Genomic DNA, 16,740 nt, shown 5'->3' with positions numbered 1-16,740 from the left:
AGATCGGGGAAATTGGCGCCATCGTTCGAGTCTACACAAACCTCGCGGGCCACACAACGGCTAATGCCGCAGCGCACATGGGGTACGAACGCATCGCCTGCGCCGCGCGTTCATACCCTTTTGCCGAAATATTCGAGCCCGCGATTCGAATCGCGTCGCGTCAGAGCGCGGCCACAACCGCGTCGCCCATCTGCGCGGTGCCGATCGTGGTGGTGCCCGGCGTCGCGATATCGGCGGTGCGGCAGCCCTGCTCGAGCACCTTCTGGACCGCGCGCTCCACCCGGTCCGCCTGCTCGGCGCGATTCAGCGAGTAGCGCAGCATCATCGCGGCCGACAAGATCGTCGCGAGCGGATTCGCGATGCCCTTGCCCGCGATGTCCGGCGCGGAACCGTGCGACGGCTCGTACAGCCCCTTGTTGTTCTTGTCGAGCGACGCGGACGGCAGCATGCCGATCGAGCCCGTCAGCATCGACGCCTCGTCGGACAAAATATCGCCGAACATGTTGCCGGTCACGATCACGTCGAACTGCTTCGGCGCCTTCGCGAGCTGCATCGCCGCGTTGTCGACGTACATGTGCGACAGTTCGACGTCCGCGTATTCCTTCGACACGTCGATCATGATGTCGCGCCAGAACTGCGACGTTTCCAGCACGTTCGCTTTGTCGACCGACAGCAGTTTCTTCTGCCGCTTTTGCGCGGCCTGAAACGCGACGTGCGCGATGCGCCGCACCTCGGGCTCCGAATAACGCATCGTGTCGAAGCCTTCGCGCGCGCCCGCGAATGGGCCATCCGGCGCTTGGCGGATGCCGCGCGGCTGACCGAAATAGATGTCGCCGTTCAGCTCGCGCACGATCAGGATATCCAGGCCCGCGATCAGTTCGGCTTTGAGCGGCGACGCGTCGACGAGCTGCGCATAGCAGATTGCCGGACGAAAGTTCGCGAACAACTCCAGATGCTTGCGCAGGCCGAGAATCGCCTGCTCGGGGCGCAGCGCGCGCTCGAGCGAATCGTATTTCCAGTCGCCAACAGCGCCGAACAAGACCGCATCCGCTTCCTTCGCGAGCTTGAGGGTCGCATCCGGCAAAGGATGGCCGCTCGCCTCGTAGCCCGCGCCGCCAACGGGCGCGGTTTCCAGTTCGAATTTCTCGTCGAGCGCGTTCAGCACCTTCACGGCTTCGTTGACGATTTCCGGACCAATGCCGTCGCCCGGCAACACTGCAATCTTCATGCGCAATCCCTGATAAAAACGGATGATGACCGTGGAGAGTCGAGCAAAAGGCGCGCGGCCCGCGCCTTCGCGATAAAAACGGCTCGGTTGATCAGCCGATCAGCTTGTTGTCGAGCCATGGCTGCTGCGCGAGCCGCTGCGCCTCGAACTGGCGAATCTCGTTCGCATGACGCAGCGTGAGGCCGATATCGTCGAAACCGTTCAGCAGGCAGTACTTGCGAAACGCGGCGATCTCGAACGGATATTCGCGGCCGTCCGGCGCGCGCACGAGCTGCGCGTCGAGATCGACGCTCAACTGATAGCCGTTGAAAGCATACGTTTCATTGAACAGATGATCGACCTGCTGTTCGGTCAATACGATCGGCAACAGGCCGTTCTTGTAGCAATTGTTGAAAAAGATGTCGGCGAAGCTCGGCGCGACGATCGCGCGAAAGCCGTACTGCTGCAGCGCCCACGGCGCATGTTCGCGCGAGCTGCCGCAACCGAAATTCTTGCGCGCGAGCAGGATCGACGCGCCCTGATAGCGCGCCTGATTCAGCACGAAATCCGGGTTCAGCGGACGCTTCGAGTTGTCCTGGCCCGGCTCGCCGTGATCGAGATAGCGCCATTCGTCGAACGCATTCGGGCCGAAGCCCGTGCGCTTGATCGACTTCAGGAACTGCTTCGGAATGATCGCGTCGGTGTCGACGTTCTCGCGATCGAGCGGCGCGACGACGCCGGTATGCACTGTGAATTTTTCCATGATCGGTCAACCAGATTGGAGGCCGGCCGCCGCCACGGCGACGTTCCGGCGAAATCGAATCGCGAGCCGCGGCCTAACCGCGCGCCCGCATGCCGTCACTGCGCGGCCTTCTTGATCGCATGACCGGCGGCGTCGATGTCCTGCCCCATGCCCGCGACGGTGTTGCAGCCGGCGGCCGCCCACGCGAGGCCCGCGAGCGCGAGCCACGCGACGATCCGTTTCAGCTGATGTGCGTTCATCGGCTCACCCCAGCTTGCGAATGTCGACGAAATGGCCTTCGATCGCCGCCGCCGCGGCCATCGCCGGGCTGACGAGATGCGTGCGGCCGCCCTGCCCCTGACGCCCTTCGAAATTGCGGTTCGACGTCGACGCGCAGCGCTCGCCCGGCTCGAGCCGGTCGGCATTCATCGCGAGGCACATCGAACAGCCCGGCTCGCGCCATTCGAAACCCGCGCCGGTCAATATCTTATCGAGCCCCTCGCGCTCGGCCTGCGCCTTCACGAGCCCCGAGCCCGGCACGACCATCGCGAGCCGCACGTTGGGCGCGACACGGCGATTGAGCTGCTTCACGACATACGCGGCCGCGCGGATATCCTCGATCCGCGCGTTCGTGCACGAGCCGATGAAGACCTTGTCGATCTTGATCGATTCGATCGGCGTGTTCGGCTCGAGCGCCATGTACGTGAGCGCGCGCGCCATCGCGTCGCGCTTGACCGGATCCTTCTCGCGCTCGGGATCGGGCACGCGGCCGTCGATCGACGTGACCATCTCCGGCGACGTGCCCCACGTGACCTGCGGAACGATCTCGGCCGCGTTCAGCTCGACGACGCGGTCGAAATGCGCGCCGTCGTCCGACTTGAACGTCTTCCAGTACGCCACCGCCTGATCCCATTGCGCGCCCGTCGGCACGAACGGACGGCCCTTCAGGTATTCGATCGTCGTGTCGTCGACGGCGACCATGCCGGCGCGCGCGCCGGCCTCGATCGCCATGTTGCAGACCGTCATGCGCCCCTCCATCGACAGCGCGCGGATCGCCGAGCCGCCGAATTCGATCGCGTAGCCGGTGCCGCCCGCCGTGCCGATCTTGCCGATGATCGCAAGCACGATGTCCTTCGCGGTGCAGCCGCGCGGCAATTGGCCGTCGACTTTCACCAGCATGTTCTTGCTCTTTTTCTGCAACAGCGTCTGCGTGGCAAGCACGTGCTCGACTTCGGACGTGCCGATGCCGTGCGCGAGCGCGCCGAACGCGCCGTGCGTCGACGTATGCGAATCGCCGCAAACGATCGTCATGCCCGGCAGCGTCGCGCCCTGTTCCGGCCCGATGATGTGGACGATGCCCTGGCGCACGTCGTTCATCTTGAACTGCGTGATGCCGAACGCATCGCAATTCGCGTCGAGCGTGTCGACCTGCAGCTTCGACACCGGATCGGCGATGCCGTGGCTGCGGTCCGTCGTCGGCACGTTGTGATCCGACACGGCGAGATTCGCGCTGATCCGCCATACCGGGCGCTCGGCGAGCTTCAACCCTTCGAACGCCTGCGGGCTCGTGACTTCATGCAGCAGGTGCCGATCGATATAGAGCAACGCGGTGCCGTCCTCCTCGGTGCGCACGACGTGCGAATTCCACAATTTGTCGTAGAGGGTCTGGGTCATAGGGTCTTCGATATGCGGGGAGAGTGTCTACGTACAAGCCGTCAGGATAGAGCCGATTATGCCACGCGACACGCTCGCCATTACGCTCAGAAATCGAAAAAAACCATAAAAAACAGCGAGTTGAGTGGTAGCGCAAGTACCTGTATCAGCACTACCCGGCACATGCGGCGCACGGGCCGCGCGCTGCCGCCACGCTCATCGCCGCAACCGATGCCGCAACGCGCGAACGCGCGCGTCGCCCATGACAATCGGCAGATATCTCGCTAAATATTCATATTTATCGACTATTTAATTCATTTTTCGCCATACAATAGGAAATCAATCAAATAACTCACCATCGGATCGCAGCCATTTTGCGGCGCGATCCGCCGCCATCACACATCACGGGGTTGTTCCGATGAAGTTTCGTTGTACCGCTGTCCTCGCACGCGCCGCGGCCACCATCAGCACAAGCGCATGCGTCACTGTCTCGTTCGCCGCGTTGCAGCCGATCGACGAGGCCCCCGTCGCGCAACGCGTGGACCAGACGTGCCGGATTCGGCCCGATACCGGCACCGATTGCACGACCGTGCGGCGCTTGACGATCTTGCGGCCGGTCGGTCGCGACCTGCTGTCCCGCCTCGACTTCGACTATCGCGAGCAGGACCGCTTCGAGATCAAGGACGCCGCGGTAATCGGCCCGGACGGGCAGCGCACGCCGGTATCCGGCGCGCAAATCGACACGCGCACCGCGCCGAACCCCGCCGCCGGTTTCGTGCGCAACAAGCGGACGTCGATCGCATTTCCCGGCTTGCGGGTCGGCAGCACCGTGGTTTTCACGACGTTCGAGCACACCGCGCCGCTGCCGCTCGCACGGCAGTTCCATGAAGCCATATGGTTGCGGCCGATGCCGATCCGCAACGATGCGTACCGCATCGAATACACGGCCGAGCAGCCGATCCTCTGGCGCGCCGAGCAGATCGACGCGTTTCGCGTTGCGTCGTCGAACGGCGGCAAGCGGCTCGTCATCGAGCAAAAGCAGCCGCGCTACGTCAACGTCGTCGACGAGGACGGCACGACTTTGCGCCGCGCGCCGCGCATCGAGTTGGCGAGCAGCCTGAACGCACAGGATCACTTCAGCGCCTATGCGAAGCGCTACAACGAGATTCTCGCCGCGCCGCTGCCCGGCGCCGCGGCGGCCGCGGTTCGCGACGCCCGGGCGTTGCCCGCCGCCGCGCGCGTGGCCGAGTTGATGAAACACATCGATGCGCATTACCGCTATCTCGGCGACTGGCGCGCGAGCGAACGCGGCTATGTGCCATTCGAACTCGCGCAGATCGAAGCGAACGGCTATGGCGACTGCAAGGACCTCGCGATCCTGCTCGCGGCAATGCTGAACGCGAGCGGCATCGACGCGCGCCCCGCCTGGGTATACGCGGGCTCGTTCGCGCCATCGCTGCTGATTCCCGGCGCGCAGGCGCCCAATCACGCGATCGTGCGCGCTGTCGTCGACGGCGAGACCTGGTGGCTCGATCCGACCCAGCCGGTCCGCCTCCCCGGCCGCACGCCGGCGGCGCTCCAGGATCGCTGGGCGCTCGTCGTCGATGCGGGCGGCGGCGTGCGCAACGAGCACATCGGCGCCGAAGCGCCGATCGTGAGCATCGATGCGACACTGAACAGCCGCCCAAAGCCCGACGGCAGCGCACAAGTCACGGGGCATGCGTATTTCGGCGGCGAGGATCGGCTGGGGCTGATGGATCTCGACCGTGACCGTGGCACGAGCGCCGGCGACCAGGCGCTATGCAAGAAATGGCTCAACGAACCGCGCGCGTGCGAGATCAAGCGAATGCGCAGCGACGACGCGCCCGGTGCACGCTACCGCGTCGAAATCGACGGCATCGACGGCCGCGCGCTCGAACAGCTGTCGGGCCAGCACGTATACGACGGCGGGAAGCTGCGGCAATTGTGGGAGCAGTATGCCGACTACCGGCAGACCAGCAAGGTCGGCGACGTGTTCTTGCACGACGCGTCGATCATGACCGTCCGTGTGCAGCTTGACGGCGTGAAGCCCGTGCGGCCGCTCGCCGCGTGCGCCGCGCGCTCGCCATGGTATGACCTCGACGTGACGCCGCAAGCCGCGAGCGGCGGCATCGCGTACCGCTATCGCATCGCGCAAAAAACGCGCTGGCTGAATCACGACGACTTGACGAGCGACGCGTTCGGCCGCTTCCTCGACGACGCCCGGCGCTGCACGGATACGCTGCGTCAAAGCATATCGTTCTGACGAGTACGGGCGCGCGGCGCAAGCCGCGCTCCACGCACCGCCCGCGCGCGCCCGCCGTGCACGCTCACCCGCGCTCACGCTTACATGCGGCTTCCCATCTGCTCGCGGCCCAGCGCGGTCAGATCGTCCGGCCGCGCCCGCCCGGCAAAATCCGTCTCGAAGTGATCGGCCGGAAAGTCCGGCGGGCTTTCACCCTGCACGAAGCTCGGCCATTGCCGCCGTAGATACGCATCGTTCTTCGCGCAAGCGGGCGCGGCCGCGATATACATCACGTTGCTATGGCCAGTGCCACGATGCGTATCCTCGACCGCGTGCACCACATCGCCATGCCAGAACACCGCGTCGCCGGGCTGCATCGGCGGAATCGGCACGAGCGCGTCGAGCAGCAACGCATGCCATTCGGGCAGGATCGACAGTGCGCGCCCAGGGCGAGCGCCGCACAGATCGTCGTCCGGCACGTCGTCCTGTAACGCGCGCAGCATCACATAGGCCATCGCGTTCGCGATCGGAATCAATTGCAACGTGCCGTCGCCCGGCCCTTGCGGCGTCAGCGCAGTCCAACCCTGGAACGTGCGGAACATCGAACACACCGCCGGCGACGCAATCTCCTCGACGTCCGGCCGGAACGCGCCGTCGAACGGATCGTACTCGCGCCAATGGCCAGCAAGCACATGCCGGTACACGCGGCGGAAATTCGGACCGAGCCAGCGCTCGACCGAACCGCCGTCGACATGCGGCGACAAGCCCAGCGATGACGAGCCCGGCGGCCGGCGGCGAATGCGGTCCGCATACGCGGGCACGCGGTCGGGATCGAAATGCGTGCGCCCGTCGCTTTGCGCACGCCACAGGCGGTTCAGGAACACGCGCACGCGCGTAAGCTCCGGCGACTGACGCGCGTCGACTTGCGGCCGCGACCAGTAAATCCCGTAGATCTGCGGCCGGCTCGACGCCAGCGTGCCGAAATATTTGTCATCCGCGCGGCGCGGCAGCTTGTCGTCGAGCCGGTTCGATTCGACGTAGCGCGTGATTTCGTCGTTCCAGTCGCTTGCGCGCCGCGCATCGAACACGCCCCGGATCACGCATGCGCCGCGCGTGCGCAGCGCCGCGACGGCCGCGGGATCGACGCGCTGCGCCGCGATATCCGCGTAGCGCAGCACGGGAATCGTGTCGGCGCCGCGGTCCCGATCGCTGCGAATCGCATCGACTTGGCGCGCAATCTCGCCTTCCAACTCGCGAAACACCCGCGCCCGGCCAGGCAGCGCGGCGCGCAGCGCGGTTTTCGCCGTGCGGATCGCGCTCGGCAGATCGTCGTCGATAACAAACGGCATTGATGTCTCCTTCGTTGGGCTGAGTGCGTGCCGTGAGCTTAGGTCGCGCGGCACAGCGAAAGCGATGGTATTCAGACGAATTTCGATACTATTGCGTCAATGGCGAAGATCGGCAGTTGGCCGCGTATCGGGCAGGTTCACGGCGACAGATGCGCCCCCGATTGTTGCCGCCGGAATCGCGAAAATACGCGCCGTAGTCGTCCTGGCGGTAATGCGGCCGCAACCCCGGCGAGCCCTCGGTGGTTCCATCCGCCGGAAGCGCTCGGCGATCGGCCGCTCGCGCGCAAGAAACCGGGCCATTTGCCCGTTTCCAGACGACGCAGGGCCGCCGTCGTGCGGCCGGCCGGTCAGAAACAGCAGCCGCGATGCGCCGCCCGGCATCCATGCCGCCCAAGTTGCCGGATCGCCAAACCTGAGCCGACGCCCGAGCGCGTCCATCAGCGGCGCATAAAACGCGTATGCGCGGTCGACATCGCTGATGTCGATGGCAAATATGCGCGGCAATCCCCCCTTTTAAGAGCCGGCATGCACGGCCACGTTACAGAGAGCTTTCGATGAAACCGCAGTACGAACGTGTCACGATCCCCGCCGGCTGCTCGATCCGCGTCTATCACCGTAGACTCGCCGCGATCCCATTCGAATGGCATCATCATCCGGAATACGAACTGACGCTCACGCTGAACAGCCGCGGCCGCCGCTTCATCGGCGATCACGCCGCCGACTACGATGGCGACGATCTCGCCCTCGTGCCGCCGAATCTGCCGCATACATGGGCGTCGGAAGAACGCATCGATCCCGATGCGCCGCAGGTCGCGCTCGTCGTCTGGTTCACCGGTGACTGGGCGCGCCGCGTCGCCGACTGCTGCCCCGAATTCGGCAAGCTGCACTCGCTGCTGCGCCGCGCCGCGCCGGGACTGGCGTTCGGCCAGCAGGCCGCCGCCGCGATGCGCGCGCGGCTGCCGGCGCTGCTCGATGCCTCGCCGCGCGCACGGCTGGCGGCGGTGCTCGACGCGCTCGCGGAACTCGCCGAAACCGCCGCGCAACCGCTCGCGACCGCAGCCGCATACAGTGCGAAAGCGGCTGGTGTAGCGGCAAGCAAAGGGCAAGCGCAAGCAGCACGGTCCGCTACCGGCCAAGTGTGGACCGAGCCTGCGGCGGCCTGTCCGCGTCTGACCGACGGCGGCTCAGGCCGAGTGACTTCGCGCGGAACCGAAACCGAGTCGCGCGAAACAAACCCAGCCCAGACCTTGGTGACCGTATCTATTCCGGCCAACTCGAACTGCGCGCAAAGCTCGGCGACACCGGCCGGCCCCGTCGCGGCAAGCCCCATCCCCGAAGCCGAGCGCCTGGACCGCGTGCTCGATCTGCTCGAGCGCCGCTTTCACGAGCCGCTGCGCATCGCGGAACTCGCCGCGGCCGCGCATCTGTCGGAGCGTTCGCTGCAACGCCGGTTCGCGCAGCACGTCGGCGAAAGTATCGGCCGTTATCTGCAACGCGTGCGGATCGCTTACGCGTCGCGCCAACTCACGGCCACCGATTGGCCCATTGCCGTCATTGCCGCTCGCGCGGGCTTTTCGAATCTCTCGAACTTCAACCGGCAATTCCGCACAGTGCGCAACATGACGCCGCGCGAATACCGGCAGTGGTTCGCCGCGCATGGTCGCGCAGCCGATTCGCCCGAAGAACCGGCCCCACTGAACGTGCGCTCGCCGTCACTCGAACGCCGTTCATCTCGGCAAACGCGTCGCTGAAAGCCGCTGCGCCGAAACGCCAGACGAACGCCTGCGCAGCTAGATCGCGGCCATGCCCGCCGCGCAAAAAAGAAAACGCCTCGACGGCGAAACCGTCGAGGCGCGAATCAAACAGCGCGCGCGGCACATCGCCCGCACGCAATTCCGGCCGCTTAGCGCTGCGCGATCGGCTTCGCGGTGCGCTGCGTTTCGCCGATGAAGAGCTGGCGCGGACGGCCGATCTTCTGCTCGGGATCGGCGATCATCTCGTTCCACTGCGCGATCCAGCCGACCGTGCGAGCCATCGCGAAGATGCAGGTGAACATCGACGTCGGGATGCCGAGCGCGCGCTGGACGATGCCCGAATAGAAATCGACGTTCGGATACAGCTTGCGCGACACGAAGTATTCGTCTTCGAGCGCGATCTTCTCGAGCTGCATCGCGAGCTTGAACAGCGGATCGTCGTGCAGACCCAGTTCGTTCAACACTTCATGGCAGGTCTCGCGCATCAGCTTCGCACGCGGATCGTAGTTCTTGTACACGCGGTGGCCGAAGCCCATCAGCTTCACGCCCGAATTCTTGTCCTTCACTTGCTTGATGAATTCGGGGATGTTGTCCGGCGAGCCGATCTGCTCGAGCATATTCAGCGCGGCTTCGTTCGCGCCGCCGTGCGCCGGCCCCCACAGACATGCGATACCGGCCGCGATACACGCAAACGGATTCGCACCCGACGAGCCCGCAAGACGGACCGTCGACGTCGATGCGTTCTGCTCGTGATCGGCATGCAGAATCAGGATACGGTCGAGCGCGCGCACCAGCACGTCGTTGACCTGATATTCCTCGCACGGGTTCGCGAACATCATCCGCATGAAGTTCGCGCTGTACGACAGATTGTTTTGCGGATAAACGAACGGCTGACCGATGCTGTATTTGTACGCCATCGCGACGAGCGTCGGCAGCTTCGCGATCATGCGGATCGCCGACACCTCGCGGTGACGCGGCTCGTTGATATCGAGCGAATCGTGATAGAACGCCGACAGCGCGCCGACTGCGGCGACCAGGATCGCCATCGGGTGCGCATCGCGGCGGAAGCCGCGGAAGAAGAACTGCATCTGCTCGTGCACCATCGTGTGCTTCGTGACGGTGGCGACGAATTCCTTCTTTTGCGCCGCGTTCGGCAGTTCGCCCTTCAGCAGCAGGTAGCAGGTTTCGAGGAAGTCCGCATTCTCGGCGAGATTGTCGATCGGGTAGCCGCGATACAGCAGCTCGCCCTTGTCGCCGTCGATGTACGTGATGGCCGAGTTGCACGACGCTGTCGACATGAAGCCCGGGTCATACGTGAACTTGCCTGTCTGGCCGTACAGCTTGCGGATGTCGATCACATCCGGGCCCAGCGTACCCTTGTAGATCGGCAGTTCGACGCTCGGCGAATTATCGCTGAACGATAGCGTGGCTTTAACATCAGACGGGGTCATGGCACATCCTCAATCGAAAAAAGAAATGGTTTTCGATAACGGGCACAACGCTCTCAAACGCTGCGCAGCATCTCCAGCAGCCTGGACATTTCCGGGCCGGCAAGGTCGCCCTCCGGTTCCTTGCGCGCAAGCAGCAAGTCCATCAGGTCGTTGTCGCTCAGATCCAGCAGGCGCGACAGTGCGCTCACGTCGGCGTCGCTGAGGTCATGCTCGTGTCTTTCGAAGAAACGCTCGAAAATGAGATCGTTCTCCAGCAGACCGCGCCGGGCGCGCCAGCGAAGACGCGCGCGGCGGTGCGGATCGGATTGATGCGACTCGCTCATGGCAGTACGCGTCGCGCCGCGCCAAGCCGGGCCGCGCCGAACGAACACGCGGGCGCGCAGCGGGCGGCGGACGAAGCGAGCAAAGATTGTTTCATATTAAACCGCACGGCGAACCATCAGTTCCTTGATCTTGCCGATCGCCTTCGTCGGGTTCAGGCCCTTCGGACACACGTCGACGCAGTTCATGATCGTATGGCAGCGGAACAGGCGGTACGGATCGTTGAGATTGTCGAGGCGCTCGCCCGTCGCGCGATCACGGCTGTCCGCGATGAAGCGGTATGCCTGCAGCAGGCCGGCCGGGCCGACGAACTTGTCCGGATTCCACCAGAAGCTCGGGCACGACGTCGAGCAGCTCGCGCACAGAATGCACTCGTACAGGCCGTCCAGCTCGTCGCGCTCCTCCGGCGACTGCAGACGCTCCTTCTCGGGCGGCGGCTCGTCGTTGATCAGGTACGGGCGGATCGAGTGATACTGGTTGAAGAACTGCGTGAAGTCGCAAATCAGGTCGCGTACGACGGGCAAGCCCGGCAGCGGACGCAGCACGATCTTCTGCGGCAGGTCGTTCAGGTTCGTCAGACATGCCAGGCCGTTCTTGCCGTTGATGTTCATCGCGTCCGAACCGCACACGCCCTCGCGGCACGAGCGGCGGAACGACAACGTCTCGTCGAGCGCCTTCAGCTTGACGAGCGCGTCGAGCAGCATCCGCTCGTGTTGAATCTCCAGCTCGTACGTCTGCATGCGCGGCGCGGCGTCCTTATCCGGATCGTAGCGGTAGATTTCGAAAATGCGTTTGGCCATTTCAGATTCCTTTGCGCTGGCTTAGAACGTGCGCGCCTTCGGCGGCACGGACTCGACCGTCAGCGGCTTCATATGGACGGGCTTGTAGTCGAGGCGATCGTTTTCGCTAAACCACAGGGTGTGGCGCAGCCAGTTATCGTCATCGCGGTGTTCGTAGTCGCTGTGCGCGTGCGCGCCGCGGCTTTCCTTGCGCGCTTCGGCCGACACCATCGTCGCGCGCGCGACCTCGATCAGGTTCGCCAGTTCGAGCGCCTCGACGCGCGCGGTGTTGAACACCTTCGACTTGTCCTTCAGATGCACGTTGGCGGCGCGCTCCTTCAACTCGGCCATCTTGCCGACGCCCTCGGACAGCAGCGCCGACGTGCGGAACACGCCCGCATGCTTTTGCATCGTCGAGCGGATGTCGTTCGCGACGTCCTGCGTATATTCGCCCGACGACGATTTCTCGAGCTTCGCGAGACGCTCGAGCGAGAAATCGCCCGCGTCCGCCGGCAGCGGCTTGTGATCGCGCTGGTTCTTCACATGCTCGACGATATGGTTGCCGGCCGCGCGGCCGAACACCACGAGATCGAGCAGTGAATTCGTGCCGAGACGGTTCGCGCCGTGCACCGACACGCACGAGCATTCGCCGACCGCGTAGAAGCCGTTGATCGGCTCCTCATGGCCGCGCGCCGTGCCGACCACCTGGCCGTGAATGTTGGTCGGAATGCCGCCCATTTGATAATGGATCGTCGGCACGACCGGAATCGGCTCCTTGATGCAATCGACGTTCGCGAACTTCAGCGCGATTTCGCGGATCGACGGCAGGCGCTTCATGATCGTCTCCGCGCCGATGTGCGACAGGTCGAGCAGCACGTGATCCTTGTTCGGACCGACGCCTCGGCCTTCCTTGATTTCCTGGTCCATCGAGCGCGACACGAAATCGCGCGGCGCCAGATCCTTCAGCGTCGGCGCATAGCGCTCCATGAAGCGCTCGCCGTTCGCATTGCGCAGAATGCCGCCTTCGCCGCGCACGCCTTCGGTGATCAGCACGCCCGCGCCCGCGACGCCCGTCGGGTGGAACTGCCAGAACTCCATGTCCTGCAGCGCGATGCCCGAACGCGCGGCCATCCCGAGGCCGTCGCCCGTGTTGATGAACGCGTTGGTCGACGCCGCGAAGATGCGGCCCGCGCCGCCCGTTGCGAAGAGCGTCGTCTTGCCTTCGAGGATGTAGACGTCGCCCGTTTCCATTTCGAGGGCCGTCACGCCGAGCACGTCGCCGTCCGCATCGCGGATCAGGTCGAGCGCCATCCATTCGACGAAGAATTGCGTCTTCGCGGCGACGTTCTGCTGGTACAGCGTGTGCAGCAGCGCGTGGCCGGTGCGGTCGGCCGCCGCGCACGCGCGCTGCACCGGCTTCTCGCCGTAGTTCGCGGTGTGGCCGCCGAACGGGCGCTGGTAGATCGTGCCGTCCGCGTTGCGGTCGAACGGCATGCCGAAGTGTTCGAGTTCGTAGACCGCGTTCGGCGCTTCACGGCACATGAATTCGATCGCGTCCTGGTCGCCGAGCCAGTCGGAGCCCTTGATCGTGTCGTAGAAGTGATAGTGCCAGTTGTCTTCGCTCATGTTGCCAAGCGACGCGCCGATCCCGCCTTGCGCGGCGACCGTGTGCGAACGCGTCGGGAACACTTTCGACAGCACGCAGACGGAAAGGCCCGCGCGCGACAGTTGCAGCGACGCGCGCATCCCCGAGCCGCCCGCGCCGACGATCACCACGTCGAACTTGCGACGCGGCAGGGAATTTTTGATTGCAGCCATTCTTTACACTCTCCAGAGAATCTGCGCAGCGTAACCCGCGCTCGCGAGCAGCCAGACGATCGTCAACGATTGCAGCACGATACGCACGCCGACGGGCTTCACGTAGTCCATCCAGATATCGCGCACGCCGACCCATGCGTGATAGAAGAGCGAAAGCAGCGTGACGAAGGTGGCGAGCTTCATCCATTGCGTGGCGAAGATCGACGCCCAGCCTTCATACGAGAAATCGCGCGCGGTAAAGAACCACACGAGCAGGATCACCGTGTAGACCGCCATGATCGTGGCGGTGATGCGTTGCGCGAGCCAGTCGCGCAGACCATAGTGAGCGCCGACGACGAGGCGCTTCGAGCCGATACGATTGTGGGCTGCCATTTTTTAGAATGCTCCGAACAGTTTGAGCGCGACGGCGACCGTGAGAAGCGTCGACACGGCGAATACGACGACCGACGTGCGCTTGCCGCGCTCCTTGGACACCGCATCGTGATTCATGTCCATCAGCAGATGGCGCACACCCGCGCAGAAGTGGAACAGAAACGCCCACGACAGCGCGAGAACGATCAGCTTGACGATGATGTTGGAGAGAAACGCCTTGAAGACTTCGAAGCTGAGTTCGGAGGTCAGGCTTTGATCGAAGAGATAAAGCAGGAAAGGAAGAAACAGGAACAGCAGCGCACCGCTGACCCGGTGCAGGATCGAAACCTTGGCCGCGAGCGGCAGACGGTACTTCAGCGTGATATCGCCAAATCCGATGTTCCGATACTCCGGCCTCGGCTTTCTAACTGCTTCAGTCATGCTAGACCCCTACGATGTTGTGACACTAATCCGAGATTTTAGCGCCTTTTTATTTCGCGCTGCAGCGAAAGTCAGCGCTGAAGCGTTGCATTTCACAGCGGTAAACAAGGCGCGAAACATGCTTGGCGCGTGGGGGCGCAATCACCTATTGTTTTGCCTTATGCTGATTCAGGCTCAGCCTGAGTTGCTACCGATCTTCAGTTCAACTGTTCAACTTTCAACTCAAGTCGTTCTGATAGTAATACCCGGTCGTGACATACCATCCGCGCCGCACCTCGACGGGGCGGTCACCATACGTATATGACACGCGCTCGACCGACAGCAACGGAAAGCCCACCGGCACGCCAATTGCGTCGGCAACCGCAGGCTCCGCCGCCACCGCGCGGACCTTCTCGGTCGCACGAATCATCCGCGTGCCGAACTCGCTTTCGAACATCGCGTAAAGCGGACCCTTGTAATCGCTCAAGCGCTCGAAAGTCAGTCCGCGAAATATCGCGCCCGGCAACCAGATCTCGTCGAGCACCGTCACCGCGCCGTCGAACTCCAGGACGCGCCGCACCTGAACGACCGGATCGGCCGGCTTCAGATCGAGTTGGCGCGCGATCTCGGCCGGCGCCCGCATGCGCCGGCACTCGAGCAGCCGGCTCACATGCGGATGCTCGACGCCGTCGTCGGCCAGAAGCCGCAGGAAACGGAACTGCGCGCGCTCCTCGCTATGAGTCGCAACGAACGTGCCCTTGCCCTGGCGGCGCACGAGCAGATTGTCGGCGGCGAGTTCGTCGATCGCCTTGCGCACCGTGCCCTGGCTGACCTTGTAGCGCGCCGCGAGTTCGACCTCGCTCGGAATGATTTCGCCCGGCTTCCATTCGCCGGCCTCGAGACTCTGCGTGATCAGCGCCTTGATTTGCTGATAGAGCGGGCTGAAAGTCGGCGAAGGGGCGGCCGCGGCTTCGCCGCCGGGCTGCGAAGCGCCGGCTGCGCCAGTCGGATTGGGTGCGCTCGCCTGATTGGAAGTCATGGCGCGCATTTCAACATAAACCCCGCTTTTCCGTCTAGATTTTTCCTGCAAAACATCTGTCTTATATAAGACATAAGATAGGGTTTGACTTTGCCTGCCGCGACTCCTAAACTCCGGGGCGAGCAAGGGTTCGCGGGTTGCCGCACGCATGCCGGCTGTGCGCCCCAATCGGGCCGGCTCACGCTAATCACGGGCTTGCGCCGGCGGCCTGCCCCGCAAACGGATTTTGGGATCAGGGGAACGTGCGTTGCCCGTCATTAGCGTGAGCCGGCCCCGGCGCTCCCGGCTGTTTTCAGGCAGCGTCGCGCCTGCAACCGCGAGTCCTCCCCTGCTACAACGCAACGCTTCGCATAACGCGCATAAAATGGCGTTTTTCCTAGCGTTCCACGCTCATCGTCCTGGAGATTTCAATGGCTAAGCCCGCAAAGCGCGTCGCCGTCACCGGCGCCGCAGGTCAAATCGGTTATTCCCTGCTATTTCGCATCGCCAACGGCGATCTGCTCGGCAAGGATCAGCCGGTCATCCTGCAATTGCTCGATCTGCCGCAAGCGCAAGCGGCCGTCAAAGGCGTCGTGATGGAGCTGGAAGACTGCGCGTTCCCGCTGCTCGCGGGCGTCGTGGTGACGGACGACCCGAAGGTCGCATTCAAGGATGCCGATGTCGCGCTGCTGGTCGGCGCCCGTCCGCGCTCGAAAGGCATGGAGCGCAAGGATCTGCTGTCGGCGAACGCCGAAATCTTCACGGTTCAAGGCCGCGCGCTCAATGAAGTCGCGAGCCGCGACGTGAAGGTGCTGGTCGTCGGCAACCCGGCGAACACGAACGCATACATCGCGATGAAGTCGGCACCGGATCTGCCGAAAAAGAACTTCACCGCGATGCTGCGCCTGGACCACAACCGCGCGCTGTCGCAGCTTGCGGCGAAGTCCGGCAAGCCGGTCGCGTCGATCGAGAAGCTCGCGGTATGGGGCAACCACTCGCCGACGATGTACCCCGACTTCCGCTTCGCGACGGCCGAAGGCGAATCGCTGCTGAAGCTGATCAACGACGACGACTGGAACCGCAACACGTTCATCCCGACCGTCGGCAAGCGCGGCGCGGCGATCATCGAGGCGCGCGGGCTGTCGTCGGCGGCGTCGGCGGCGAACGCGGCGATCGACCACATCCGCGACTGGGTGCTCGGCACGAATGGCAAGTGGGTCACGATGGGCATCCCGTCGGACGGCTCGTATGGCATTCCCGAGGACATCATCTACGGCGTGCCCGTCACCACGGAAAACGGCGAATACAAGCGCGTCGAAGGCCTGGAGATCGATGCGTTCTCGCGCGAGAAGATGGACGCGACGCTCGCCGAGCTGCTCGAAGAGCGCGATGGCGTCGCTCACCTGCTGAAGTAAAGCACGTGCGACGCGCCGGGCCTGCCGCGCCGAAGTCGCGCGGGGCGGCCCGGCAACCGGCCGGCCGGGCGTCACGCCCGGCCGGCTCCGGCGATCCCGAGCCCCGCGATCCGATCCGCACGGCCTCTGCGCTCAACACTGCCCGCGCCGCCAGAGCCCGTTCGAATCGGATTTTCCCAGTTGGCCCAGATCCTGACGA

The 16,740-nt window shown here is 64.2% G+C and carries 15 protein-coding genes and 1 pseudogene; 3 read left to right on the top strand and 13 right to left on the bottom strand.

The annotated features are described in order from the left end of the window. Nucleotides 1-160: 160 nt before the first annotated feature. The 4 genes from leuB to leuC all read right to left on the bottom strand — a co-directional run bounded on the left by leuB (nucleotide 161) and on the right by leuC (nucleotide 3,623). Nucleotides 161-1,228 carry a 3-isopropylmalate dehydrogenase gene (gene leuB / locus AQ611_RS18210; RefSeq protein ID WP_069235598.1) on the bottom strand — a complete coding sequence of 356 codons (1,068 nt, stop codon included), beginning with the start codon at nucleotides 1,226-1,228 and terminating at the stop codon, nucleotides 161-163. A gap of 91 nt (nucleotides 1,229-1,319) precedes the next feature. Next, entirely contained in the window at nucleotides 1,320-1,970 is a 651-nt protein-coding gene (leuD, locus tag AQ611_RS18205) for a 3-isopropylmalate dehydratase small subunit (RefSeq protein WP_059514944.1), read from the bottom strand. A 95-nt stretch (nucleotides 1,971-2,065) separates the two neighbouring features. After that, nucleotides 2,066-2,209 carry an entericidin A/B family lipoprotein gene (locus AQ611_RS18200; RefSeq protein ID WP_069235597.1) on the bottom strand — a complete coding sequence of 48 codons (144 nt, stop codon included), beginning with the start codon at nucleotides 2,207-2,209 and terminating at the stop codon, nucleotides 2,066-2,068. Between the two features lie 4 nt (nucleotides 2,210-2,213). Then, complete coding sequence (gene leuC / locus AQ611_RS18195; RefSeq protein WP_069235596.1) at nucleotides 2,214-3,623, bottom strand: 3-isopropylmalate dehydratase large subunit; 1,410 nt, start codon at nucleotides 3,621-3,623, stop codon at nucleotides 2,214-2,216. A gap of 397 nt (nucleotides 3,624-4,020) precedes the next feature. On the opposite strand from leuC, the gene AQ611_RS18190 reads away from it, so the two are divergent. Next, nucleotides 4,021-5,886, top strand: coding sequence for a DUF3857 domain-containing transglutaminase family protein (locus tag AQ611_RS18190; protein ID WP_083237445.1), 1,866 nt, complete (start codon nucleotides 4,021-4,023; stop codon nucleotides 5,884-5,886). 80 nt (nucleotides 5,887-5,966) lie between these two features. Here the strand turns inward: AQ611_RS18190 and AQ611_RS18185 are convergent, their stop codons facing one another. Both AQ611_RS18185 and AQ611_RS26420 read right to left on the bottom strand, forming a co-directional pair. Beyond that, nucleotides 5,967-7,214 carry a DUF1479 domain-containing protein gene (locus AQ611_RS18185; RefSeq protein WP_069235595.1) on the bottom strand — a complete coding sequence of 416 codons (1,248 nt, stop codon included), beginning with the start codon at nucleotides 7,212-7,214 and terminating at the stop codon, nucleotides 5,967-5,969. Nucleotides 7,215-7,302: 88 nt separating this feature from the next. Beyond that, nucleotides 7,303-7,652, bottom strand: a pseudogene (locus AQ611_RS26420) (VOC family protein). A 116-nt stretch (nucleotides 7,653-7,768) separates the two neighbouring features. Between AQ611_RS26420 and AQ611_RS18175 the strand changes: the two are divergent. Beyond that, nucleotides 7,769-8,965, top strand: coding sequence for a helix-turn-helix domain-containing protein (locus AQ611_RS18175; protein WP_069235594.1), 1,197 nt, complete (start codon nucleotides 7,769-7,771; stop codon nucleotides 8,963-8,965). Between the two features lie 152 nt (nucleotides 8,966-9,117). Here the strand turns inward: AQ611_RS18175 and gltA are convergent, their stop codons facing one another. From gltA to AQ611_RS18140, 7 genes are all read right to left on the bottom strand, one after another. Beyond that, nucleotides 9,118-10,419: a citrate synthase gene (gltA, locus tag AQ611_RS18170; RefSeq protein WP_059514957.1), complete on the bottom strand. Its 1,302-nt coding sequence runs from the start codon at nucleotides 10,417-10,419 to the stop codon at nucleotides 9,118-9,120. A gap of 53 nt (nucleotides 10,420-10,472) precedes the next feature. Beyond that, nucleotides 10,473-10,742 (bottom strand): FAD assembly factor SdhE, encoded by a 270-nt coding sequence (locus AQ611_RS18165; RefSeq protein WP_059515530.1) that lies wholly within the window; start codon nucleotides 10,740-10,742, stop codon nucleotides 10,473-10,475. Nucleotides 10,743-10,838: 96 nt separating this feature from the next. After that, entirely contained in the window at nucleotides 10,839-11,540 is a 702-nt protein-coding gene (locus AQ611_RS18160) for a succinate dehydrogenase iron-sulfur subunit (protein WP_069235593.1), read from the bottom strand. 21 nt (nucleotides 11,541-11,561) lie between these two features. Continuing rightward, on the bottom strand, nucleotides 11,562-13,337 hold the full coding sequence (gene sdhA, locus AQ611_RS18155) for a succinate dehydrogenase flavoprotein subunit (protein WP_059514961.1): 1,776 nt from the start codon (nucleotides 13,335-13,337) through the stop codon (nucleotides 11,562-11,564). Between the two features lie 3 nt (nucleotides 13,338-13,340). Continuing rightward, nucleotides 13,341-13,709: a succinate dehydrogenase, hydrophobic membrane anchor protein gene (sdhD, locus tag AQ611_RS18150; protein ID WP_059514963.1), complete on the bottom strand. Its 369-nt coding sequence runs from the start codon at nucleotides 13,707-13,709 to the stop codon at nucleotides 13,341-13,343. A 3-nt stretch (nucleotides 13,710-13,712) separates the two neighbouring features. Continuing rightward, nucleotides 13,713-14,129 carry a succinate dehydrogenase, cytochrome b556 subunit gene (gene sdhC, locus AQ611_RS18145; protein ID WP_059514965.1) on the bottom strand — a complete coding sequence of 139 codons (417 nt, stop codon included), beginning with the start codon at nucleotides 14,127-14,129 and terminating at the stop codon, nucleotides 13,713-13,715. A gap of 217 nt (nucleotides 14,130-14,346) precedes the next feature. After that, on the bottom strand, nucleotides 14,347-15,147 hold the full coding sequence (locus AQ611_RS18140; protein ID WP_082711822.1) for a GntR family transcriptional regulator: 801 nt from the start codon (nucleotides 15,145-15,147) through the stop codon (nucleotides 14,347-14,349). Between the two features lie 410 nt (nucleotides 15,148-15,557). Between AQ611_RS18140 and AQ611_RS18135 the strand changes: the two genes are divergently transcribed. Continuing rightward, nucleotides 15,558-16,541 (top strand): malate dehydrogenase, encoded by a 984-nt coding sequence (locus tag AQ611_RS18135; protein ID WP_059514969.1) that lies wholly within the window; start codon nucleotides 15,558-15,560, stop codon nucleotides 16,539-16,541. Nucleotides 16,542-16,740 lie beyond the last annotated feature (199 nt).

Source organism: Burkholderia singularis, from assembly GCF_001718875.1.
Lineage (GTDB): Bacteria > Pseudomonadota > Gammaproteobacteria > Burkholderiales > Burkholderiaceae > Burkholderia > Burkholderia singularis.
Note: the sequence above shows the minus strand (reverse complement) of the source record. Positions and strands in the feature narration are given on the sequence as shown.

What these genes read in the sequence shown, in the direction of transcription:
- AQ611_RS18190 (WP_083237445.1), top strand. Translation starts at nt 4,021, where the DNA reads ATGAAGTTTCGTTGTACCGCTGTCCTCGCACGCGCCGCGGCCACCATC.
- AQ611_RS18140 (WP_082711822.1), bottom strand. Translation starts at nt 15,147, where the DNA reads ATGACTTCCAATCAGGCGAGCGCACCCAATCCGACTGGCGCAGCCGGC.
- AQ611_RS18185 (WP_069235595.1), bottom strand. Translation starts at nt 7,214, where the DNA reads ATGCCGTTTGTTATCGACGACGATCTGCCGAGCGCGATCCGCACGGCG.
- sdhC (WP_059514965.1), bottom strand. Translation starts at nt 14,129, where the DNA reads ATGACTGAAGCAGTTAGAAAGCCGAGGCCGGAGTATCGGAACATCGGA.
- leuD (WP_059514944.1), bottom strand. Translation starts at nt 1,970, where the DNA reads ATGGAAAAATTCACAGTGCATACCGGCGTCGTCGCGCCGCTCGATCGC.
- sdhA (WP_059514961.1), bottom strand. Translation starts at nt 13,337, where the DNA reads ATGGCTGCAATCAAAAATTCCCTGCCGCGTCGCAAGTTCGACGTGGTG.
- AQ611_RS18165 (WP_059515530.1), bottom strand. Translation starts at nt 10,742, where the DNA reads ATGAGCGAGTCGCATCAATCCGATCCGCACCGCCGCGCGCGTCTTCGC.
- AQ611_RS18175 (WP_069235594.1), top strand. Translation starts at nt 7,769, where the DNA reads ATGAAACCGCAGTACGAACGTGTCACGATCCCCGCCGGCTGCTCGATC.
- AQ611_RS18160 (WP_069235593.1), bottom strand. Translation starts at nt 11,540, where the DNA reads ATGGCCAAACGCATTTTCGAAATCTACCGCTACGATCCGGATAAGGAC.
- leuB (WP_069235598.1), bottom strand. Translation starts at nt 1,228, where the DNA reads ATGAAGATTGCAGTGTTGCCGGGCGACGGCATTGGTCCGGAAATCGTC.
- gltA (WP_059514957.1), bottom strand. Translation starts at nt 10,419, where the DNA reads ATGACCCCGTCTGATGTTAAAGCCACGCTATCGTTCAGCGATAATTCG.
- leuC (WP_069235596.1), bottom strand. Translation starts at nt 3,623, where the DNA reads ATGACCCAGACCCTCTACGACAAATTGTGGAATTCGCACGTCGTGCGC.
- sdhD (WP_059514963.1), bottom strand. Translation starts at nt 13,709, where the DNA reads ATGGCAGCCCACAATCGTATCGGCTCGAAGCGCCTCGTCGTCGGCGCT.
- AQ611_RS18200 (WP_069235597.1), bottom strand. Translation starts at nt 2,209, where the DNA reads ATGAACGCACATCAGCTGAAACGGATCGTCGCGTGGCTCGCGCTCGCG.
- AQ611_RS18135 (WP_059514969.1), top strand. Translation starts at nt 15,558, where the DNA reads ATGGCTAAGCCCGCAAAGCGCGTCGCCGTCACCGGCGCCGCAGGTCAA.